Source organism: Citrobacter sp. RHB35-C17 (genome assembly GCF_013816795.1).
GTDB lineage: Bacteria > Pseudomonadota > Gammaproteobacteria > Enterobacterales > Enterobacteriaceae > Citrobacter_A > Citrobacter_A amalonaticus.
This window is the reverse complement of record NZ_CP057150.1, coordinates 21,771-45,023: the sequence shown is the minus strand read 5'-3', so window position 1 is coordinate 45,023 and position 23,253 is coordinate 21,771. Positions and strand designations below refer to the sequence as shown.

18 protein-coding genes and 1 pseudogene are annotated in these 23,253 nt (G+C 55.1%); 5 read left to right on the top strand and 14 right to left on the bottom strand.

All coding sequences use genetic code 11. The features are described from left to right. Positions 1-51 precede the first annotated feature (51 nt). The 9 genes and pseudogenes from HVZ37_RS00195 to rbsK form a co-directional block, all read right to left on the bottom strand. Positions 52-304: pseudogene (locus tag HVZ37_RS00195) on the bottom strand (RHS repeat-associated core domain-containing protein); the annotation flags it as partial. A gap of 574 nt (positions 305-878) precedes the next feature. Continuing rightward, positions 879-4,931: an RHS element core protein gene (locus HVZ37_RS00190; protein ID WP_346654978.1), complete on the bottom strand. Its 4,053-nt coding sequence runs from the start codon at positions 4,929-4,931 to the stop codon at positions 879-881. 200 nt (positions 4,932-5,131) lie between these two features. Next, a complete protein-coding gene (gene uhpT, locus HVZ37_RS00185) occupies positions 5,132-6,523 on the bottom strand; it encodes a hexose-6-phosphate:phosphate antiporter (protein ID WP_042998701.1) in 1,392 nt (463 codons plus the stop codon). 142 nt (positions 6,524-6,665) lie between these two features. Then, entirely contained in the window at positions 6,666-7,994 is a 1,329-nt protein-coding gene (locus HVZ37_RS00180) for an MFS transporter (RefSeq protein WP_181628000.1), read from the bottom strand. A gap of 9 nt (positions 7,995-8,003) precedes the next feature. Beyond that, complete coding sequence (gene uhpB, locus HVZ37_RS00175) at positions 8,004-9,506, bottom strand: signal transduction histidine-protein kinase/phosphatase UhpB (protein WP_044256147.1); 1,503 nt, start codon at positions 9,504-9,506, stop codon at positions 8,004-8,006. Next, positions 9,503-10,096, bottom strand: a complete 594-nt coding sequence (uhpA, locus tag HVZ37_RS00170) for a transcriptional regulator UhpA (RefSeq protein WP_042998704.1) — start codon at positions 10,094-10,096, stop codon at positions 9,503-9,505. The genes uhpB and uhpA overlap by 4 nt, the downstream gene beginning before the upstream one ends. A 73-nt stretch (positions 10,097-10,169) precedes the next feature. Further along, positions 10,170-11,183, bottom strand: a complete 1,014-nt coding sequence (locus HVZ37_RS00165) for an aldose 1-epimerase family protein (protein ID WP_042998705.1) — start codon at positions 11,181-11,183, stop codon at positions 10,170-10,172. Between the two features lie 11 nt (positions 11,184-11,194). Further along, on the bottom strand, positions 11,195-12,508 hold the full coding sequence (fucP, locus tag HVZ37_RS00160; protein WP_042998706.1) for an L-fucose:H+ symporter permease: 1,314 nt from the start codon (positions 12,506-12,508) through the stop codon (positions 11,195-11,197). Between the two features lie 27 nt (positions 12,509-12,535). Next, entirely contained in the window at positions 12,536-13,456 is a 921-nt protein-coding gene (gene rbsK, locus HVZ37_RS00155) for a ribokinase (RefSeq protein WP_054177162.1), read from the bottom strand. 326 nt (positions 13,457-13,782) lie between these two features. On the opposite strand from rbsK, the gene HVZ37_RS00150 reads away from it, so the two are divergent. Continuing rightward, on the top strand, positions 13,783-14,568 hold the full coding sequence (locus HVZ37_RS00150; protein ID WP_181627999.1) for a DeoR family transcriptional regulator: 786 nt from the start codon (positions 13,783-13,785) through the stop codon (positions 14,566-14,568). Between the two features lies 1 nt (position 14,569). On the opposite strand, the gene ilvN is transcribed toward HVZ37_RS00150, so the two are convergent. The 3 genes from ilvN to ivbL all read right to left on the bottom strand — a co-directional run bounded on the left by ilvN (position 14,570) and on the right by ivbL (position 16,764). Then, complete coding sequence (gene ilvN / locus HVZ37_RS00145) at positions 14,570-14,860, bottom strand: acetolactate synthase small subunit (protein ID WP_042998709.1); 291 nt, start codon at positions 14,858-14,860, stop codon at positions 14,570-14,572. A 3-nt stretch (positions 14,861-14,863) separates the two neighbouring features. Further along, positions 14,864-16,558: an acetolactate synthase large subunit gene (gene ilvB, locus HVZ37_RS00140; protein ID WP_090050736.1), complete on the bottom strand. Its 1,695-nt coding sequence runs from the start codon at positions 16,556-16,558 to the stop codon at positions 14,864-14,866. A 107-nt stretch (positions 16,559-16,665) separates the two neighbouring features. Further along, positions 16,666-16,764, bottom strand: a complete 99-nt coding sequence (gene ivbL / locus HVZ37_RS00135; RefSeq protein WP_042998711.1) for an ilvB operon leader peptide IvbL — start codon at positions 16,762-16,764, stop codon at positions 16,666-16,668. 522 nt (positions 16,765-17,286) lie between these two features. Between ivbL and tisB the strand changes: the two genes are divergently transcribed. The 3 genes from tisB to emrD all read left to right on the top strand — a co-directional run bounded on the left by tisB (position 17,287) and on the right by emrD (position 19,690). Continuing rightward, positions 17,287-17,376, top strand: a complete 90-nt coding sequence (tisB, locus tag HVZ37_RS00130) for a type I toxin-antitoxin system toxin TisB (protein ID WP_181627998.1) — start codon at positions 17,287-17,289, stop codon at positions 17,374-17,376. Between the two features lie 116 nt (positions 17,377-17,492). Next, positions 17,493-18,326, top strand: coding sequence for a DMT family transporter (locus HVZ37_RS00125; protein ID WP_054177161.1), 834 nt, complete (start codon positions 17,493-17,495; stop codon positions 18,324-18,326). A gap of 179 nt (positions 18,327-18,505) precedes the next feature. Continuing rightward, positions 18,506-19,690 (top strand): multidrug efflux MFS transporter EmrD, encoded by a 1,185-nt coding sequence (gene emrD / locus HVZ37_RS00120; protein WP_042998713.1) that lies wholly within the window; start codon positions 18,506-18,508, stop codon positions 19,688-19,690. On the opposite strand, the gene HVZ37_RS00115 is transcribed toward emrD, so the two are convergent. Further along, positions 19,617-20,666: a cellulase family glycosylhydrolase gene (locus HVZ37_RS00115; protein WP_181627997.1), complete on the bottom strand. Its 1,050-nt coding sequence runs from the start codon at positions 20,664-20,666 to the stop codon at positions 19,617-19,619. The genes emrD and HVZ37_RS00115 overlap by 74 nt on opposite strands. A 54-nt stretch (positions 20,667-20,720) precedes the next feature. After that, positions 20,721-21,677 (bottom strand): DNA-binding transcriptional regulator DsdC, encoded by a 957-nt coding sequence (gene dsdC / locus HVZ37_RS00110; protein ID WP_042998715.1) that lies wholly within the window; start codon positions 21,675-21,677, stop codon positions 20,721-20,723. A 230-nt stretch (positions 21,678-21,907) separates the two neighbouring features. Between dsdC and dsdX the strand changes: the two genes are divergently transcribed. Beyond that, entirely contained in the window at positions 21,908-23,245 is a 1,338-nt protein-coding gene (gene dsdX / locus HVZ37_RS00105; protein WP_042998716.1) for a D-serine transporter DsdX, read from the top strand. Positions 23,246-23,253: the final 8 nt, after the last annotated feature.

Sequence of the window (23,253 nt, the reverse complement as noted above, 5' to 3'; positions counted from 1 at the left end):
CACTGCATTTGGTACACTAACAACGCTATTTCCCCACGGGGTGTTATAGCTAGGAAAATCTATCAAGCCCAACGGTTCGATTCTATTCACAGGATTTAATGGATATTTATAACAATTCCATCCCCCCCATCAACCCTATCGGATCCTGCATAATATACCGCCTCTCTAACGGGTCTTAGCAACGTTGCCAGATATAATACAATCCGGTTGCCTTATCATGTAGCTTAGCTTTCAGCCGGATAAACTGTTGCAGGTTTTCCGGGTTATCCTCTATCAGTCGATTGCCCCATTCATCATATTCTGCACGTAATACCGCTTCGCCACTGCTGGCTCTATTCTTGAATGATGAATCGTCGATAAGACGGTTTATCATAGCAATAACAATCATAGTACAATCCTTCATCCCTACGACTAATTGGTCGGATGTAACCCTCCCCCTGATGGGTAATATTCATTAAGCAAATCCTCCAACATATCATTTTCTTTTTAAGCAGGAGGTAATAAAACCAACTCCGACTCCAATACATATAGTTATCGTACTGATAGCAAAATAAACACCACTGATAACTTTTAATCCTTCAATCCCAGAAAAATCACCATATGTTTCATTCCAAAATATAAAATGCATAAGCGTCATTAGACCGCCCAAAAATAATATATACAGGAGACTTATTAGCAATTTTCCTCTGATATTATAAAAATAAAGAAGATATGATGAAAAAGAATTCAATAACCAAAGGCATGTCAATAAACCATTACGGTTAATGTGCATTCTATTATAGACATAGCTATGAATGAGAGAGCTTAACCATAAAAAAACACTACTAATTATGATGATTGTGATACCAATAACGATTATTCTTTTTGTAGTCATAACATTATTTCCCCAGCGTTGAATTATACACTGGGTCTGGAGTGAATCCATTCTCACCGGGCTGAGGTCCAGGATTTACTGGAGAGTTGGGCCAGGCCCCCTTAGGTATTGATGTGCCACACTCTTTCATTGCTTGTTCAGCACAATGACAACAATTGAATTCCGTAAAACTGTAATCTTTTCCCTTACATTGATCCATCGCTTTCTTAATACAATCATCAAGAGCGGGTTGTTTGGGTTCTGTACAAACAGTACCTTCTTGATGCGGGTCGGGATCGGGATTAACCCCTTTAGGGTCATAACTTGATGTTGAGCCATCATCAAATTTTACGTAACAATGCCTCGCATAGGGAATGGGTAGAAGAAGATCCCTGTGACACATTTGGAATAGCCCCAATGGATCTATTTTTGTGACCGGGTTAAGCGGATATTGATACAGATTCCGCCCTCCCGCTAACCCAATCGGGTCCTGCGTGATATATCTTCCCTGTGCTGGGTCGTAATACCGGTGCCGGTTATAGTACAACCCCGTCTCTTTATCCCACTGCTGCCCCGGCAGACGGATGAGCTGTTCCAGGTTATACGGGTTATCTTCCCGCAGGATATTCCCCCATTCATCAAACTCTGCGCGCCACGCAATGGCCCCGTTAACGTCAATCAGTGCCAGCGGCAGGCCCCGGTGGTCGCAGTGGTACAGGTGGATTTTTCTTACCGGTATATATATCGGCTCCAGCTGATTTTTCATCTGCTCCGGCGTCAGGCCGCACTGTGCCAGCCACGTCCGGCTGGCTTCGCTGAGTTCCCCGCGCCGTAGTTCCGCTTCCAGATTATCCACCATCGCCACCAGTTCCGGCGGGAAGGTCACGTTTGCTTCCTGCTGAAATTTCTCCGCCAGCGTGCGGCGGATGGCTCTGGTCAGTTCTCCGGTTGCCGTTTCAATACGGATGAGCGGGGTGAAGCTCCCCGGCAGGTACACCGTCTGGATGCGGGTTTTGTCCGTCTGCGTGGTGGTCAGCCGGTCGCCATCCTGGCCGTACCACACGGTTTCCTGCAGCGCTGGTTGTGAACACGAACCATCGTGAAATACCGTACATGCCCACACCCGTTTGCTGATGCGGCGGCCCGGCGGGTCGTAAAGATAACGGCTTTCCGTCAGCACGTTGCCTGCCTGCATCCGGCGGTAGTGCACCAGCCGGTGCTGGTTATCATACTCATAATGATGCGACAGGCTGCCGTGCGGGTGTATCCGGCGTTCATCTTTCTCCGTCAGCCTGCCGTGTTCGTCATAATGGTAAAAATTCTCCACATCCTGGCTGATGCGGTTATCCGGGAAGCGTTCCGGCAGCATCGGGTATCTATCCCGTTCCGCTGTCCGGTTGCCCGCCGGGTCGGTGAACGTCCACTGCGCCAGGTCGTGGTGGGGCGATGTGATATGTGTGCCGAGGAGCCTCCCGGCGTCGCCATACTGATAATCCCGCTGCTCATGCTGCCCGCGGATGCGGACAAGCTGTCCGCCGCTGTTCCAGGTGTAGTCGCGGTTAAGCTGAAGAATGCTGAGGTGATGGCTCTGTAGCTGACCGCCCGGCGTGTATGCCGTGGTCAGGTCGTATTCGCCGAAGCGGCGCTGCGTCTCCCGGTGCAGGCGGTCGCGGGTGAAGTCGATAAGCGGCGTGTCGCCGAGCTTCATGCCGGCCAGATACCCGCTGCCGTAGGTCAGCCACGCCACCGGGGGAAGGGCGTCCGGTGTCACGCGGTCCGGCAGTCCCTTATCGCTGTAATCGTGCCGGGTTTCGTGCTGCCACAGCAGCTCTCCCGTTTCGGGATGCTGCACCGTCTGGCGTTCAAGGTTCATCCGTCCCTGTTTATCGTACTCATACTGCACGGCGACGCGGTGGCCGTCGCTGAGATGGCTGACTTCGGCCAGCCAGCCGTGCTCGTTGTACTGCCAGCGCTCTGCCTCTTCATCATTCACCGTTCGGTATGTCAGGCGGTCTGACGCATCGTAATGCCACAGGGTGATGAGGCTTTCGTCCTCACTGCGGATAAGCTGCCCGGTAATACCGTACTGATAACGCTGTGTTCTGCCGTCAAAGCCCGTTTCCTGCACCAGCCTGTCCAGCACATCATAAGCGAAGGTGGTGTGGCTGCCGTTTTCGTTGGTCAGTTGCGTCACACGGCCTGCGGCGTCGTATGCCATCTGCCGGGTCAGGCCGCCAGTGGTGGTGCTCACCGGGTGTCCAGCGGCATCATACTCTGTGGTCTGCCTGCTGCCGTCCGGGTGGAGCACGACCATCAGGTCGCCCGCGATGCTGTACTCATAGCGGGTTTCGTGGCCCTGTGCATTTTTCTGGCTGACCAGTCTGCCCCGGTCATCGTAAGCACGGTACTGGCTGAGGCCTTCTTCCTGATGAAGGGCAGTGACCTGACCGAAGCGGTCATATTCGTAACGGGTCTGGTAGCCTGAGCAGTCGGTGAAGCTCAGCAACTGCCCGTAGCGGCTCCACGTCATCTGTTTCCGGCTGCCGGTGGCGTCTTCGGTGGCGGACGGGTATTCACTGTGCGGGTCAGCATACACATAGCGGGTGGTGCTGCCGTCGCGCAGGATTTCGGCGGTGAGTCTGCCCTGAACGTCGTATTCCTGCCGGTTTTGCAGGCCGTCCGGGTATACGGTGTCCGTCAACTGGCGCTGGCTGTTGTAATAAAATTCAGTACGCCTGCCGTCTGGCGCGACGATTTCTTTTAACTGGCCGGAGCCGGGACTCAGGCGGTATTCCGTCTTACGGCCCGCCGCATCGGTCTGTGCAATAAGTCTCCCTGCCGGGTCGTATTCACTGTGAATGGCGCTGCCATCGGAGCGTTCCTGTTTCACTACCCGCTTCAGCCCGCCTTCGCCTTCGGTGTAAAGCACCTCCCGGCGGTTCAGGCTGTCGGTGATAATGACGCGGTTCTGTTCATACGAGTAGGTATAGCTTAAGCCTTCCGGGTTACGCTGTTCCGTTACCCGCCCGGCGATGTCATAGCGATAGCGTATCTCTGGTCTGCCCGCATAACGGTGTGCCACCATGCGTCCCGGATGCGGCGGGTCATACGTAAAATGGCGTACTGCCGTGCCGCTGCGGTCGTATACCGTTGCCAGTTCGCCACGCGGGGAATAGTCGTATCGCGCCAGCGGCGCGGCGGGCAGAGTGTCCGGGTATTCCGGGTCGTGGGTCAGCCATACTTCTGCCAGACGAAGGCCGTTGTCCGTGTCGTACGCGGTGGCGGGCAGAGCATCCGGGAAGGGAAGGGGTTTTGTGCCACTGGCGGTTACCTGCTTCCGGTACTGTGCTGCCCGCTGCGCCTGCGTGGTCAGCACCAGCCGGAAGCGGCGGCCTGCACCGTCCGTCACGGCGCTGATTTCCCCGGCTGCATCACCGGTAGCGGCACGATGGAAGACCATTCTCCGCCCTAAATTGTCCACCAGAGCCGTCAGCGTCCAGTACGGCGGCAGCGGGGCAGGAAAGGGTTCCTCCGCTCCCGGTACGCGCGCAGACCAGCCCAGGATCCACCACGGTCCCTGAACGCTGTTGGTTGCCAGATACACGTGTGGACTGGTGCGAATGTCTTCCGGCAACGACTGCCACAGTGTGTGCAGCGGATTGCTTTCATGCAGCGCCGGCACGCCGCCCCGCGCCAGCCAGAGCGATTCGCTGCGGCTGAAGGCCGTTTCACCGGGAAACAGCGGCTCAAAGTGGATGCTTCTGCCGCCGTTATCGTTAATTATCAGTTCGTTATCGTGGATTTGTAAGCGGATATCGAAGGGCGCTTTCCAGCCGGGGCCAAAAATACCCACCGGTGCAGGCGTTTTCGTCCGGTAGCTGTTGTAAGTCCTCGAGAGCACAAACGGCAACGGACCCGGCAGGGCGAAATCGGTTTCACCGGGCTGCACCTTTGCACCCAGCAACGGATTGACCGGGTTACCGGAAGTCATCCCTCCCGGGCAGACCGAGCAGGCCACGCCGGTAGGTGCGCCAATCATCACACCCGCAGAGCCCTGGATTATCGGGCCACCCTTCATGGTGCCGTCGCCCTGACGCGCCGCCGGTTTTCCACTCATGCTTAAACCCTTTTTGCATATAAATCAGAAGGATTACCTTAAGCTGGCATCATGGGGGAAAACTGCGAGGGGAGAGCAATATTGCCCGGATTCGGAAAACGTTTAGGCGGGAGGAAAAAAGCCCAGCGCGCAGGCTGGGCAAAATGTTACCAATTACACACTTAAGCGGTTCTTAACTGCTGAATTTTTCTTTCCCGGCGTATTTTGCGCTCTTCCATAACCGCAACCATCGCCATCAGGCAGATACAGCCGATAGCGGCGGCGTCCAGCGCAGCGAAGGTACCCGCCCAGCCGGTCAAACCAAACACTGGCGTACCGTCGGCAATCATCCCCAGACCTAACTTGGCAAAGCTATCGCCGATCAAGTACGCAAAGGTACCCTTGATACCGTCCGCCGCGCCAATGGCTTTTTTCGGAACAAAACCCACCGCCGCCACGCCAATCAACAGTTGCGGGCCAAACACCAAGAAGCCGAGCGCAAACAGTGACGCGAGATAGACATACTGGTTGCTGGCATGTTGGTACACGCCAAGCGTCGCGATGATCAGCGCCAGCGCCACGCAGGCCACCAGAGCACGGCGACCGTTCGCCAGATCCGAGAGCCAACCCCACAGCAGCGTACCGACCAGCGCCCCCACCTCAAACAAGGTAAAGCCCTGAATTGCCACCTCTTTGGACAGTTTCAGCTCCTGGAAAGCGTACACGGTAGACCACTGATCGATGCCGATACGCACCACGTACAGGAAGATGTTCGAGAAACAGAGCAGCCAGATCACTTTGTTTTTCAGCACGTATTCAACGAAGATCTGCCATTTGGTCATGTCATTTTCTTCGGTCTCTTTATCCTCTTCGCTGATCTCTTCGCCAAACAGTTCTTCAGCTTTACCGAGGCCATACGATTCCGGCGAGTCGCTACCAAAGCGCAGACCGATAAAGCCAACAATCAGAGCGATAATAGACGGGAAGATAAACATCCCAATCACGTGTCCGTCGAACAGCACGTTCGCACCGAACAGCGCCACGCCTGCCGCACCTGCGCCGCCAAGGTTATGAGAGATATTCCAGAAGCCGAGGAAAGTGCCGCGCTTACGGCGAGGCGTCCATTTGGTGATAGTGGAATAGCTGCACGAGCCGCCGGTGCTCTGGAAGAAACCACTCAGGGCATAGAAGGCGATCATCAGGAACAGGCTTACGGAACCCGTTCCCATGCTGGCGCTGAAGCCGAGCATACAAATTGCAGAGAGGATCAGCATAAACGGCAGGAACTGCTTGGTGTTTTTGCCGTCCGCATAATAGGAAACCAGCGTTTTACCCACGCCGTAGGTGATGGAGAACCCCAGACCAATCATCCCCAGTTGCGTCATGCTCAACCCGTAGGTGGAAATCATATCGTTCTGGGCGATGTTAAAGTTCTTGCGGATCAAATACATAGTCAGGTAGCCGATGAAGACCACCAGATAAGACTGCATGAACGGTTTGAACCACATCTTGCGCCGCACATCGAGCGGCAGATCCAGGGTCGGTTTACGCACCTGGTTTAGAAAAGCCAGCATAGGACACTCCCGGGCTAATTTTTATACCTGCGAATGGCAGGCATTGTAAAAATCAGTCGGGAGACATGCCTGAGACAGCGTCCAGGCGAAACCGGGAAAATTTCTTAGTTTTGCCCCACTCGCGGTAAAAAAGTGAACTGCATCACGCTTCGCTGGCCTCACGTGGAGCCTGGGCGTTGAGGAATGGCAGTAACAGCAGGGCGGAGATCCCGGCAGCGATAGCGATGACCACGAAGAAACCGGTCCAGTGCCAGGTTTCCAGTACCTGCGCCAGCGGCCAGCCGGAAAGCGATGCACCGAGATAAGCAAACAGCCCAACAAATCCGGTTGCCGCCCCTGCCGCCTCTTTGTGCGAACACTCCGCCGCCGCCATACCGATCAGCATCTGCGGGCCAAAGACAAAGAATCCGGTGGTGAAGAAGCAGGCCGCCTGCATTACATAACTGGCAAACGGCATCAGCCACAGTGAACCCACCGAAAGCAAAATTCCGGCGGTAAAAATCAGGTTCATCGGCCCGCGATTGCCGTTGAACAGTTTGTCTGACCCCCAGCCCGCCACCAGCGCGCCGATAAATCCGCCCAACTCGAACATCGTCACCGCCATGTTGGCGGACACCAGATCGACACCCAGCGTCTCGGACATATACAGATTGCCCCAGTCGTTGATGGCGGCGCGCACCACGTACACCAGCACATAACAGAGTGATAGCAGCCAGATATAAGGGTTGAGCAGCACGTATTTCGTGAGGATCTCTTTACGGGTCAGTCCCGCGCCCTCCTGTTGCTGAGCAATTTCCAGGGCATCGTGCTGCCAGTCGCCTACCGGTGGCAGCCCCACGGCCTGCGGACGGTCGCGCAGTCGCCAGCAAAGAAAAATCCCGACGACGATCGCCAGCATTCCGGCTATCATCATCCCGGCACGCCAGCCATAATGCAGTGCCGCAGCAGCCATGACGATCGGAATCAACGCACCGCCAACGTTGTGCGCGGTATTCCAGATAGCCCACCAGCCGCCGCGCTCGTTGCGCGAATACCATGCTGTCAGCAGACGTGCGCACACCGGCGCGCCCCATCCCTGGAAGAAAGCGTTCAGCGCCCACAGCAGGGCAAACGCCCAGAGCGAAGTGGAGAAACCAAACAGAATATTGACGATGCCGGTGGCAATCAGCCCTATCCCCATAAAATAGCGGGCGTTAGAACGATCGCTGACGATGCCGGAAACGAATTTCGACACGCCATAGGTGATGTAAAACAGCGTCGCCAGCAGGCCGATATCGCTGCGGGTTAACACGCCGTTGGCGAGAATGTCCGGGACGGCGGCGTTAAAACTTTTCCGCGTGAAATAGAACAGGGCGTAGCCCAGCCAGATGGTCAGCAGAATATGGCGACGCCAGTAGCGATAAAGATCGTCGATCTCGCGCTTGTCCGTTAACTGCGGCGCATTCGCCGGGGCGTTAAAAAAGGTTAGCATTGCCGCTCCTCAAACGTAACGCAGGGGTAGCGAGACGCTGACTCGCGTACCGTGCGTGCAGGAAATCGTCAGCGAACCGCCGAGCGCCGTAACGCGCTCGCGCATCCCGGTCAGGCCAAAACCCTGCTGACCGGAGCCCGGCGGCAGACCGCTGCCGTCATCCTCAATCACCAGCATCAGCCGCTCGTCCTGCTGCCAGCCCTGCAGCGTCACCGCGCTGGCGTTGGCATGTTTCACTATATTGTTCAGTCCTTCCTGACAGACGCGAAACAGCGTCACCCGCAAACCCTCGCTGAGCGCCGTCTCGTCGATCCGCCAGTCGAGATGGCTGACGATGCCGCGACTTTCCAGCTCCATTTCCCGCATCAACGAGCGGATCGCCTGTTCCAGCGTTAAATCATCCAACTGGCGCGGACGCAGGCGTCCCAGCAGGCGGCGCACGGAATCATAGACGCCCAGCGAAAGCTGTTCGATAAGCTGTCCGCTCTGCTTCACGCCGCCGTTTTCAACCGCCAGCCGCTGCACGATTCCGGCCTGAGTACGGATCGCGGTGATGGTCTGGCCGATATCATCGTGCAACTCACGCGCCACGTCGCGGCGTACGCTCTCTTCCGTTTCCAGCAGGCGCTCCGCCAGCCGGTGATTGCGCGCCAGTTCGTTTTGCAGCGACTGGTTCAGCTCGCGCAGACGCTGAATACCCGCGCCAAGCAGCAGTCCGGTCAGGCTTTGCGCCAACAGGGAGAGCAATAAATCTACGGGGTGATCGTGCCAGGTCTGGCTGGCAATCAGCGCGATAGCGTTCATCAGGGTTGCGATCAGTGCCCCCTGCCAGCCGTAATGCCAGGCCAGCGCAATAATCGGCAGCGCCAGACAGAAGGGGGTAAATCGCGAAAGCTCTGCGGGTAATCCCAACTGGAGCCACAGACTGACGCTAAACAGCAGCAGATACCAGATCAGGTGCCGACCGCGCCAGTTCACCGGTTGCGACACCAGCGCCGGACCCAACGGCAGCCAGGTCGTACTGGTCAGATAGTGCCAGAACACCAGGCAGATCGGTGCCAGCGTCAATCCGCCGGTCAGGGTCAGCAGCAGCGCATTCCACGCTTCTTCCCCCTGTCCCAGCCAGGGTAGCGACTGCAACAGCGCTGCCGCCGTCAACGCCGCGCCCTGAAGCAGCAGCGTTCGCCAGTCACGCTGATGGCGATAACGGGAGATCAGCGCCACGGGCAGCAGCGTCAGCAGGCCGCCAATCAGCAAAAGGGGAAGATGCTCCAGCGCCACTTCCTGCGCCAGCCAGAAGGTCAGCAGCCATTCCGCGCCCAGCAATACCGGCCAATAGCCGCGTGGACATTGCAGCATCAGCCCCAGGCGCAAACCAAACGGGAACAGCAGTACCGCCAGTTCCGGACGCTCAACCAGATGCAGGCTGATGCTCCACAGACAAAACCAGGCGGCAGAGAAAATAAAAAAACAGGCGAGAACGGTGATAAACCGTGACAACAGGGTTTTCATTGCCAGCCGTCAAACATGCGCCGCGCCAGCTCAACGTCATTGCTGACGCCCAGTTTTTCCATCAGGTTTGCGCGATGGACGTGCACCGTTTTCGGCGATAGCCCCAGCTCGACAGCAATCTCTTTTACCGCCATCCCCTGCGCCAGTTTTTCCGCCACCTGGCGCTCGCGCCGGGTCAGCGGATCCTGGCGGCCAGCCGCCAGTTTGACGGCGATTTCTGGCGTCAAATAACAGCCGCCGGTAGCCACGGTATGTACTGCGGCAATCAGTTCATCCGGGCTGCAGCGTTTGGAGAGAAAGCCGCGCGCCCCGGCGTTCAGCGCCTGTTCCACCAGCGCCGGGCTGTCGTGTACCGAGAGCATGATGGTCGCCATCCCTTTTGGCAACTGGCTCAACAGCTCCAGACCGGAGATATCCGGCATCGAGATGTCGCAAATACACACCTGAACACCGCGTCCCGGCAATCCCGCCAGCGCCTCACGCCCCGAGCCAAACTCGGCGACCACCTGTAAATCGGCCTCCAGCCCAAGCAATTGGGCAAAGCCGGAGCGAACGATAAGGTGGTCGTCTATAAGGGCAACGGTAATCATGGCTCTGTCCTGGCGGGTAAAAAAAACGCGCTTACCTTAACGATAAGCGCGTTGCTGTTCAAGCCTTGAGCGATCAGGCGATACCCGTGGTGACCGTAAAACTCCGCGTTTGCTGCGGCGGCACGTCAAGTAATGAGCCATTTCGCTGGGCGGCGAGAAAGCCTTCCGGACGGCAGGTGGCGGGCAGGGCGAATGCTGCGACCTGCTGATCGCCGTTATACAGGATCCAGCGGGTGACATAGTTGAGTTCCGAACTGGCGAAACGGGTGACAAACGTGGTGCCATCCGGGGCGATCATGCGGAATTCGGGTTTATCCGTATACCTGTCCAATTTGTCGGCAAAGAAGACGATTTCCGGATCGTAAAAGTCAGGTTCATTGAGCGCGGCCAGCGACGCGTCGCCTTGTAAGATCCGCTGATTAAACGCCAGCCACTGTGCGGTGGGTTTCACATGCGCCGGGACCGATTCGCGAAGCCGCAGCGCCTCATCCGGGATATTCTGGCTGAAAGTGGCTTCCGGTACGTACGCATAGTTCATGTGGCACATGTACTGTAACGGCATCGCGACGGATGCGAGGTTAGTGACGGCCATCTGAATATCAAACAGCGCGCTCGCTTTATGCATCACCACCGCAGGCTGCGCCTGATAATGATGACCGAATCCCATCACATACTCGTAGCGTCCGGTCACGCGCAGACTGTCGCCGTCCAGTTCCAGCCAGGCCTCGTCCATCGCGGCGCAGGCCATTTCACCGTGCAACGGGTGCGTATCTTCCGGCGACGGGCAGCCATTGGCCAGCAGGCCGGAATGGAAGGCAAAACAGCCATAGGTCGCCACGACTTCCGTTGCGGGTTTCGGCTGGCGGAACATGTTGCGCATGGTCAGATCGTGGCCATCAAACCGGGCATCCCAGATCATCTGCCCCATCCAGGGCAGAATCACCAGATGACCACGACTGTTCTGTACCTTCAGCCCTTCCACACCGCTGGCATAACGAAAGGCAGTGACCGTGAAATCACAGTTCTCCAGCAGGACTTGAGGATGTTCACCAAAGAGCGTCCGCCACAGCGTAATACGTGTTGTCATCATCGTTCTCCTCAGGATGCAGTCGCTTCAGCCAGGCTGCGCACTTTGCTTTCACGCCAGAAGTAAACCCCTACGTAAACGAAGCACAGCATGGAGACGAGGAACGAGAGTTGTAGCGAGTGGAACATATCCGCCACATAACCCTGAATCGCCGGAACCACGGCGGCGCCAACGATGGCCATCACAATCACCGCACCCGCCATTTCAGTATGTTCGTTATCGACCGTATCCAGCGTACCGGCATAGATGGTCGCCCAGCAAGGTCCAAACAGAATGCTCACCAGTACCGCGACGTATACCGCGCTAAAGCTCGGAGCCAGCGAAACATAGGCAAGGAACAGCGCGCCGATAATGGAGTAAAGGATCAGCACCTTTTCCGGATTAAAACGGGTCATCAGGATGTTGGCGATAAACTTACCGATAAAGAAGCAGGCAAAGCTATAGACCATGAAGTTAGAAGCATCACGCTCGTTGATATCGCCCAACTCCAGCGCCAGACGGATGGTGAATGACCACACGGCAACCTGCATTCCCACGTACAGAAACTGCGCCACAATACCGCGGCGGAAACGGGCATTGCTCGCCAGATAGCGCAATGTGTCCATCGCTGACGGGCGTTTATGGTTGGCGGTTTGCGCTACTTTGCAGGTCGGGAAGCGGGTCAGCAGGAACAGTACCATCACCACCACCAGAACCATAATCATGTACTTATACGGCTCAAGGGTGTTTTCCAGCATCAACACTTTAAAGTTATGGATCTGCTCGGCATTCATCCCCGCCATCTGTTTTTCCAGACTATCGCCTTCGGAAAAGACCAGATATTTACCCAGCAAAATGCCGGACGCCGCGCCAATCGGATAGAAAGTCTGACTGATATTCAACCGTAAGGTGGCGTAGGCTTTTGGACCGATCATCGAACTGTAGGTGTTCGCCGCGGTTTCCAGGAAGCTCAGACCAATGGCAATCGCGAAGATCGCCGCAAGGAACATGGTGTAAGTGGCCATGTGTGAGGCCGGGAAAAAGAGCGTACAGCCGACGATATACAGCGTCAGGCCGATTAATATCGCTACTTTATAACTGGTCTTTTTAATCACCAGGGATGCCGGAATCGCAATTAAAAAATAACCGCCATAAAAGGCGCTCTGAACTAATGCTGAGGCAAAGTTGCTGAGTGAAAATACGCTTTTGAATTGCGTAATCAAAATATCATTTAATGCGGCTGCGCATCCCCATAACGGGAATAAACAGGATAACAAAATAAACTGGAACAGAGGGGTCTTATTCAGATATCCATCGGGCATCTGAATGATGTTTTTATCGTTCATAGTGCTACCTTTTACAGTGCAGGAGTATTATTCGTTTAGGGTAAGAAATTCATTAAATTGTTCGATACTCGGATAAGAGGATTGTGTGCCTTTCCCGGTAACGCTAAACGCAGCGAAAAGGACGGCTTTCTTCATCGCGGCTTCGACATCTCCGCTCTGGACATAGTAATGGGCAAAGCAACCGATAAAAGCATCGCCTGCGCCACTGGTATCAACAGCATTAACGCGAAACGCCGGAACATGAACTTCCTGGTCACGCGTCATCCATAACGCACCTTTTTCGCCCATGGTGACAATAATATTGTTTAACCCTTTATCCACCAGGGATCGGGCGGCGGTACGAATATGGTCATACGAGTCCACCGACATGCCGGTTAATATTTCCAGCTCGGTTTCATTCGGTACAAAGAAATCACATTTACAGGCGTACGACATATCTAATTCCCGCAATGCCGGAGCGGGATTTAATAACACTTCAATGCCATGCTTTTTGCCAAATTCAATGGCGTGATAAACCGTCTCCAGCTGAACTTCCAGTTGCAAGACAATAAGCTGACATTTTTTTAAATCTTCCGCAGCGCGATCGATATCTTCCGGAGAGAGGAATTTGTTCGCCCCTTTAATAATAAGAATGCTGTTACTGGAGTTCGCATTCACAAAAATCGGCGCCACGCCGCTACTGGTACACGGGACTTTTTCGACATAGGTGGTGTTGATGCCCCAGGATTCGAGATTGCGAATCGTGTTATCCGCAAAGATATCGTCACCGACTTTGGTCAGCATCAGCACTTTCGAATTGAGTTTCGCCGCAGCAACAGCTTGATTCGCACCTTTACCACCGCAGCCGATTTTAAACGCTGGCGCTTCCAGGGTTTCCCCTTCTTTGGGCATCTGATTGGTGTAGGTGATGAGATCCACCATGTTAGAGCCAATAACCGCGATATCCATTTTACTACCTCTCAGAAACAATCACACAACAATGATATTAAAATAACATTATCATGTTACTTCCGTATCATTTGTGACTACGATCGCGATTGGAAGATCATTTCACTGTTTATTTATTAGGCGTAATACGACTACCCTGCCATTCTGACTTTCCACAGAATGGTGACAATCAACTGAAAGTTAACTGTTTATAATCAAAAAAACGCGAACAAACGCGCTTTTCTTTACCGATTGTCAGACGTATAGTAATGCAGCAACGTTATGTTCCCACAGACACATAAATGTTACTAAAGGAACATACAAAAACAGAATCGCGGAGAAGGTGAATGGAAACAAAGCAAAAAGAACGTATTCGACGTCTGATGGAACTGTTGAAAAAAACGGATCGCATCCATCTGAAAGACGCGGCGCGTATGCTGGAGGTTTCCGTGATGACCATCCGCCGCGACCTTAGTCAGGATGACGAACCGTTACCCCTGACGCTGCTCGGCGGCTATATCGTCATGGTGAATAAACCTGCCGCGTCCTCTCACGCCCCGCTGCCTGCGGTTAAAACCCATCATCGCGACGATTTGCCTGTCGCGATCCTGGCGGCCGGTCTGGTGAGCGAAAACGATCTGATCTTTTTTGATAATGGTCCGGAGATGCCGTTGGTGATCAGCATGATCCCGGACGAGATCACCTTTACCGGGATCTGCTACTCGCACCAGGTTTTTATCGCGCTCAATGAAAAACCCAACGCCACAGCAATCCTCTGCGGGGGAACCTATCGGGCGAAGAGCGATGCGTTCTACGATGCCAATAACCCGTCACCACTGGATTCACTGAATCCGCGGAAAGTCTTTATCTCCGCCAGCGGCGTACACGAGCACTTCGGCGTCAGTTGGTTTAACCCGGACGACCTTGCCACTAAACGCAAAGCGATGGAGCGCGGACTACGTAAAATTTTACTGACGCGTTACGCCCTGTTCGATGAGGTCGCTCCCGCCAGCATCGGCCCGATTTCCACTTTTGATGTCCTGATATGCGATCGTCCGTTACCGGCAGATTACGCCACCCACTGCCGGAACGGTTCTGTCAACGTGATTACCCCTGATTCAGACGGCGATTAATTTACTCAAAGAACACGGCAATTTTGTTGAACATCGTCGGGTCTGACTGATTACGTACCACTTTCACTACATCTTCCAGCTTATCGATTTGGCTAATCATCTGCTCCAGACGCTGATCGTCGTTGACCAGAAGCCAGATGCGGCTCTGGTCGCTACTCTGAATCGGCAGACAGAGGATGCCCTCGACGTTAAATGCACGGCGGGCAAAGAGTCCGCAGACGTGGGTCATAACGCCTGGGTGGTTGCGGACGGTGAGTTCCAGAATGACGTTCTCATGTGATTGTTTCTGCATGGCTTATTCCCCCACCATCTCTGTATTTGCCGCGCCTGGCGGTACCATTGGATACACTTTTTCTTCCGCATCAATGCGTACATGGATCAGCGCCGGTCCCGGCCGACTGATGATCTCCTGCAATGCCGCCTGCGGGTCCGCTTCGTTATTCAGATCGCAGGTATGCAAACCAAATCCGGCAGCAATCTGCATGAAGTTGATGGTTCCCGGATAGGTCGCCGCAAAAACGCCCTGCTTGTAAAACAGACTCTGCTGTTGATGCACCAGCCCCAGCGCTTCGTTATTCATCAGGATGATTTTCACATCCAGTTGGTTTTCGCTGGCGGTCGCCATCTCCTGAATGTTCATCATCAGACTGCCGTCGCCGGAGAAGCACAGTACTTTCTTATCCGGGTTCGCCAGCGCCGCGCCAATTGCCGCCGGCAGACCAAATCCCATGGTGCCCAGCCCGCCAGAGGTCAGCCACTGGCGTGGACGGTTCAGCGGATAGGCCTGCGCCGCCCACATCTGATGCTGGCCCACGTCGGTAGTGATAATCGCGTTGTCGTCCACACAGGCCGCCACGGCGTTGATCAGACCATAATGACTGAGTGGGTCGCTTTCCTGTGGAATAGTACACGGAAATTCACGTTGCAAATCGCTGACCAACTGGTGCCACTCTGCGCGCGGTTTCGCCTCAATTTGTGGAATCAGTTGCGCCAGCACGTCATCCACATCCGCCTGAATCGCGATGTGCGGCTGCTTGATTTTACCCAGCTCCGCGCGGTCGATATCGACGTGGATAATTTTGGCGTTCGGGCAGAACTGCTCGGTTTTGCCTATCGCCCGGTCATCAAAACGCGCGCCCAGCACGATCAGCAGATCCGCCTCTTGCAGGATGAAGTTGGTGCTGCGTGCGCCGTGCATCCCTAACATGCCTAACGACAACGGATGCGCTTTCGGCAGCATTCCCAGCGCCATCAACGTCATGGTGGTCGGCAACTGCGCCTTTTCCGCCAGTTCACGCACCCGCTGTGGCGCATTAATCACCCCGCCACCGAGGTACAACACCGGGCGCTGTGCAGCGTTAATCATTGCGGCTGCGTCACGAATGCTGTCTGCACTGAAGTCCGGCGTCGCCATTTTCTGTGCCGGTTCTGGCATCTCGTCAATCTCGAGGACCGCCATCTGGATATCCTTAGGTATGTCTATCCACACCGGGCCAGGACGTCCGGACTGAGCAAGACGAAATGCGTCGCTCATCACCTGCGGGAGTTCATCGATATGTCTGACCAGATAGTTATGTTTTGTGATGGGGATAGAGATGCCGTAGGTGTCCACTTCCTGGAAGGCGTCGGTGCCGATCATGGAGGCCGGAACCTGCCCGGTGATACACACCATAGGGATAGAATCCAGGCGCGCATCGGCGATAGCGGTCACCAGATTGGTCGCGCCCGGCCCGCTACAGGCCATGCACACCGCCGGTTTGCCGTCGGTGCGCGCCATGCCCTGCGCAATGAACCCCGCTCCCTGCTCGTGGCGCGCCAGAATATGGCGGATTTGCGTGCTCTGACTTAAGGCATCATAGACGGGGAGAATCGATCCACCGGGAATCCCAGTGACAATCTTAATGCCCTGACGTTCCAGAAAATGAACGATGAATTCAGCGCCCGTAAAACGCGTACGCTGGGATGTTGATGTTGTGCCCGAACTTGCCATGCTCCAGTCCTTTTGTTCTGGGCCGACGCTCCGGACAGGTCTCTTAAACGAAAAACCCCGCCCGGTTTGCGCCGGCGGGGTTTTGGAATCGTGTGTTGTTCCGGACCCTACGGCGCATTGCCGACGACCACCACCACACGCACGACGACCGCTGCGCGAGATGGCGCAGTGTTTAGTAGGGTCGCAGTCAGCATGGAAGGGTTCATTAGGGACCTTGTCTGTTTAATGATTAACAGGATTTATACAAGCACAGCTTTCATAACCTGACAACGGAAAAATTTTCATCTGCGTAAAAATGCGTCGACGATCACGTTTCGCTAATAAAAACCCCTGAAAACAAAAAACCCCGCCGGAGCGAGGTTTTTCAGCGGGATGCGGTTGGTTGCCGCAAAGCACACTGTGTTATGTCAACAGCAAAAGTATACGCGTTCTGCGAAGAACACGCAATTTCGGCACGGATTTTGACGCTTTTGAGTATGGATCAGAAGTTCGGTACTGTCCACAAATACCTGTTCATTCATACAGTATTTATCTATAATATCTCCGTACGCAGTGTGTCAGGTGGGGCCGCATCGTAAACCGGCGCAACAAAGTCCTGGCTGAAACGGGTGGTGCCGTCAGCGCCTTAACCCCCCCGGTGAGCACACTGTGTTATGTCAACAAAGGTGCTGATAACAGGCGGCGGAAAGGCACGTCAGCACCGTGCTCCTTTGCTAAAGGAGACGCGTATGAGCCTCGTGGATATCGCTATTCTTATCCTGAAACTCATTGTTGCAACCATGCAACTGCTTGATGCTGTTCTGAAATACCTGAAGTAATTCAGATTCAAGTCGCACTAAAGGGGAGCGGGCAACCGCTCCCCTTTTACATCGCAGATGCTTATGCGGTGATGATATGTTACGTTTTTATGACATTCCCTGATGACGTCTGCGCTATGACCCTTACCGTTTTCTGCATTTTGCTGTTCGCCGCACTGCTGCACGCCAGCTGGAACGCCATTGTGAAAGCCGGGAACGACAAACTCTACGCCGCCATCAGCGTCAGCGGTTCCGCCGCCATTATGGCGCTCCTGTGCCTGCCCTTTGCGCCACCACCCTCAACCGCCAGCATCCCGTTTTTAGCGGCCTCGACCGCATTACAGGTGGTCTACACCGTACTGGTCGCCAGAACGTATACCGTTTCCGATATGAGTCAGACCTATCCGCTGATGCGCGGGACGGCGCCGCTACTGGTGGCCATCATCAGCGTACTTTTTCTTGGCGACAGCCTGTCCGCCCTGGCCTGGACGGGTATCGCGGTGATCTGCGCCGCCATCCTCGGCATGGCCTTTAACGGTCGGACTCGTTCGCAGCAAGGTATTGTGCTCGCCCTGATTAACGCCTGTTTCATCGCCGGATATACGCTGGTGGACGGCACCGGCGTCAGGCTCTCGGAAACCGCGCTGGGATACACGCTCTGGACCTTCTTTTTGAACGGTTCCTGCCTGCTGGGATGGGCGATGATGGCCCGTCGTCGTGAAGCATTGCGCTATCTGACGCAGCACTGGAAGAAGGGGATTTTTGGCGGCATTGCCACCATGGGCTCTTACGGACTGGCACTCTGGGCAATGACTCTCGCGCCGCTGGCTGTCGTCGCTGCACTGCGTGAAACCTCAATCCTGTTCGGCGCGCTGATTGCCTGGCTGCTGTTGAAGGAACGAGTGGTGGGCTTGCGCCTGGTGGCTGCTGGCGGAATTGCCGCTGGCGCCATTCTGTTACGCCTGTCCTAGAACTCAAACTCGGCAACATTTGTTGCCGCTTTTTGTTTACATATCCTGCCGTTCACTCCTTTTCCATTCCCGCTCACCATCTGGCCTTCTTTTTTTAGTGTGGTAGATTTCACTCGCATTTATGGGAATGCGTAGCACCTTATTCTTATTTTTTCTCTTTTTGAAAAGTATTCAGCGAAATGAAAAGGCAGAGAAACGTCAATTTGTTGTTGATGTTGGTATTACTTGTGGCTGTGGGTCAGATGGCACAAACCATTTATATCCCTGCCATTGCCGATATGGCACGCGAGCTTAACGTTCGCGAAGGGGCCGTGCAAAGCGTGATGGCAGCTTATCTGCTGACCTATGGCGTATCGCAACTGTTTTATGGCCCGCTGTCCGACCGCGTCGGACGCCGCCCGGTGATCCTCGTCGGGATGTCGATTTTTATGCTTGCCACGCTGGTCGCGATTACGACTCACAGCCTGACGGTGCTGATCGCCGCCAGTGCGTTGCAGGGAATGGGGACCGGCGTCGGCGGGGTAATGGCTCGAACCTTACCGCGCGATCTGTACGAAGGCACACAGCTGCGCCACGCCAACAGCATGTTGAATATGGGCATCCTGGTCAGTCCGCTGCTGGCCCCGCTGATTGGCGGGCTGCTGGATACAATGTGGAACTGGCGCGCCTGTTACGTTTTCCTGCTCGTGCTCTGTGCGGGCGTCACTTTCAGCATGGCGCGCTGGATGCCGGAAACGCGTCCTACCGGCGCGCCGCGCACGCGGCTGATTGCCAGCTATAAAACCTTGTTTGGTCACAGCGCGTTTAACTGCTATCTGCTGATGCTGATTGGCGGACTGGCAGGGATCGCGGTGTTCGAAGCCTGTTCCGGCGTGCTGATGGGCGCGGTGTTAGGGCTGAGCAGCATGGTGGTGAGCATCCTGTTTATCCTGCCGATTCCGGCGGCGTTTTTCGGCGCATGGTTTGCCGGTCGCCCGAATAAGCGCTTCTCCACGTTAATGTGGCAGTCGGTAGTGAGTTGTCTGCTGGCCGGGCTGATGATGTGGATCCCCGGTTGGTTTGGCGTGATGAACGTCTGGACGCTGCTGATCCCCGCCGCGCTGTTCTTCTTCGGTGCCGGGATGCTGTTCCCGCTGGCAACCAGCGGCGCAATGGAGCCGTTCCCGTTCCTCGCCGGTACAGCAGGCGCGCTGGTAGGCGGCCTGCAAAACATTGGCTCCGGCGTACTGGCGTGGCTTTCCGCGATGCTGCCACAAACCGGGCAGGGCAGCCTCGGTCTGCTGATGACGCTTATGGGGCTGCTGATTTTACTGTGCTGGCTGCCGCTGGCGGCGCGTTTTTCACACCAGGGACAGGCGATTTAATGACCGTGTGACCGGGCGTTTCGCAGTCCGGCGCAATCATCGCCAGTAACAGCGGTTCGAGCGCGGGCCGCCATGCCCCCTCTTCCCCGTCGTAAAATTGCGTATCGGCGTTGATTGCATAGGGAATTTTCGCTTTCTTCAGCTCACAGGCCATGAATGTGGCAAAGGCGAGTTGTGAAGAGGACGGGGGATTCTTGCTGGTTTCTCCCGTGGCCCAACCGCCAACCCAGTTGACATGACCGCTTTTTTGTTGCCAGTGCACCGCGGTAGCGATGCGCGCGCGAATCGCGGCTTTCTCTGACTCGGTGCCCGACGTCCAGGGGTATTTACCGTTATTTTTCACCGGCCCCCACGGGAAGATATGCCATTCCGCCAGGACATAGTTCTGGCTTTGCGGCGGCAGGCGTAGATTCGTCAGCTCTTCCGGCGCGGCGCGCAGTCGCGGCGCGACAAAAATCATCCGTTGCGGATCAATAGCATGGATAGTGCGAATGGTCTTTTCGTACACCCGGTTCAGGGAGGCCAGATTATGATTCAGCTTACCGGCCGGTTCGTAAATCAGATCAAACCCCAGCAGCGGCGCGCGGTGGGCGAAATAGTGCGCCACCGCAACCCACCAGTTGGTCACCTCTTTTTCGTTGCTCGCACTGGGATCATTTTTATACTCGTCGGCCTGGTAGGCGATAACCGGAATGACGCCATACTGCTCGCAAGCTTCCACCAGCTTGCGCAGATGAATAAGCCGCGCCTCGGTGGGTTCTCCCGCCACCCGAATGCGTACATGGGTAATCCCTTTCGCGTGGAAGTCCCGCACCACCAGCGGGTCAAACTCCCGGATACCCTGTTCCGTGCGTGCCCAGTCGACGTCCATCCCCACACCGAGCTGCTGCGCATAATGTGTTGCCGTCAGCGGCGGTTGCGCTGCCCCCAGGGCGAAACTGACCAACACGAAGAGCGAGACGAGCGGTTTAATCACGATGACCCTCAGTAATGTTGCAAGAGCTATCTCGTATTTAGCACGCTTTTTTAGTTATCGCGTAGCAGTTTCGCTTTGGGTAAACGGCTTCGCCTGCTCACGCAGCCAGGTGATAAAGGCATCAATTTTCGGCCATTGTCTGCCGGGTAACGTCGTCATGTAGTAATGCTGATGACAGGTCAACGCCATCTCACCAAACGGGGCGACCAGCTCACCGCTTTCGAGCCGCTTCTGTACCAGCCGTTTACGCCCCATCGCCACGCCGATATGGTTCATGGCGGCAATCACCGCTAAATCAGAACGATCGAAGCCAATTCCTGACGATGTCGGCAAATTCACTGAAAAATGTTGTGCCCAACTATGCCATTCATCGGTTCCTGAATCATTGCTCCAGGCCTGACGGTCATGCAGCAGCGTGCAGTGCGGCAAATTCACCAGCGAGCCCATTAAATCAAAACGCCGGGCATAATCCGGGCTACAAACGGGGAGAATCGCTTCATCCATTAAAAAGTGATGTTCCAGTTGGGCAGATGGCGCATCGTCAAAGTAGAGTGCCAGATCGACCCCGGCGCGCTGTAGGTTTACGTTGTCGTTGCCGGTTAAGATCGTGAGCGAGATTGATGGATAGCGGCGGGTAAAGTCACCCAGCGCAGGCACCAGCCAGCACTGCGCGATAGACGGGCGAGAATAGACGGTCAACGTCCCGGAGAGTTCCTGATTTTTGATATCGAGGATCTCCTGGTTCAGCGTATCCAGCGACGATTTCAGCGCCCAGAACACCCGCTTACCTTCATGGGTAAGTTCCACTTTGCGGTGCGAACGGACGAAAAGCTGGATCCCCAACTCCTCTTCCAGTTGGTTAATGCGGTGGCTGATAGCGCTGGGACTCAGCGACAGTTCGTCTGCGGCCATCGCAAACGACTGATGTCGCGCGGCCACTTCAAACGTGTACAGTTTCGATAATTGCCAGCCATTGAGGAGATGGTTTCTGACTTCGCGAAGGGGTTCCATTTATACCTCGGTGACTTCAGCTTCAGTCCGGCGAAGTGTAAAAAAAATCGCAGAAAAAATCAGCATAAAGATGAATGAGGGTGAACCATATCGCAAAATTGCGCGAATATTCGATGTAAATCACCTCTTTGATTCAATCTAATTCATGTGAGTGAGGATTTATATCGTTTGTCAGCCCACGCCGAATTTTTGTCCAATAGGGACAGGTTAATCACAGGGCAAGGTGAGATATGCACTCTCAAATCTGGGTTGTGAGCACGCTGCTAATTAGCATTGTGTTAATTGTATTGACCATCGTGAAATTCAAATTCCACCCGTTCCTGGCACTGCTGCTCGCCAGTTTCTTTGTGGGAACCATGATGGGCATGGGGCCGCTGGATATGGTCAACGCCATTGAGAGCGGGATTGGCGGTACGCTGGGCTTTCTCGCCGCCGTCATCGGTCTGGGTACGATTCTCGGCAAAATGATGGAGGTTTCCGGCGCAGCAGAACGCATCGGCTTAACGCTCCAGCGCTGTCGCTGGCTCTCTGCTGACGTCATTATGGTGCTGGTGGGGCTGATTTGCGGGATCACGCTGTTCGTTGAAGTTGGCGTGGTACTGTTAATTCCGCTGGCGTTCTCCATCGCGAAAAAAACCAACACCTCGCTGCTGAAACTGGCAATCCCGCTGTGTACCGCGCTGATGGCCGTTCACTGCGTCGTACCACCGCACCCGGCAGCGCTGTTTGTCGCCAATAAACTGGGCGCGGATATTGGTTCAGTGATCGTCTACGGCCTGTTGGTTGGCCTGATGGCGTCGCTGATCGGCGGCCCGCTGTTCCTGAAATTTCTCGGCAATCGCCTGCCGTTCAAACCGGTTCCCGCTGAGTTTGCAGACCTCAAGGTACGCGAAGAAAGCACGCTGCCGTCGCTGGGCGCAACGCTGTTTACCGTCCTGCTACCGATTGGTTTAATGCTGGTGAAAACCGTTGCTGAACTGAACATGACCAAAGGCAGCACGCTGTACACCCTGCTGGAATTTATCGGTAACCCGATCACCGCGATGTTTATTGCCGTCTTCGTGGCGTATTACATTCTCGGTCTGCGCCAGCATATCGGTATGAGCACCCTGCTCACCCATACCGAAAACGGTTTTGGTTCTATCGCCAATATTCTGCTGATTATCGGGGCGGGCGGGGCATTCAACGCCATCCTCAAAAGCAGCGGTCTGGCAGATACGCTGGCGGTGATCCTTTCCAATATGGATATGCACCCGATTCTGCTGGCCTGGCTGGTGGCGCTGATTCTGCACGCGGCAGTCGGTTCAGCCACCGTTGCGATGATGGGCGCCACGGCGATTGTCGCGCCGATGCTGCCGCTTTATCCCAACGTCAGTCCGGAGATTATCGCCATTGCCATCGGTTCCGGTGCCATTGGCTGCACGATCGTCACCGACTCCCTCTTCTGGCTGGTTAAGCAATACTGCGGCGCCACCCTGAATGAGACGTTCAAATACTATACGACCGCGACATTCATCGCCTCGGTCATTGCACTGGCTTGCACATTCCTGCTTTCCTTTATCATCTAAGCGCAAAG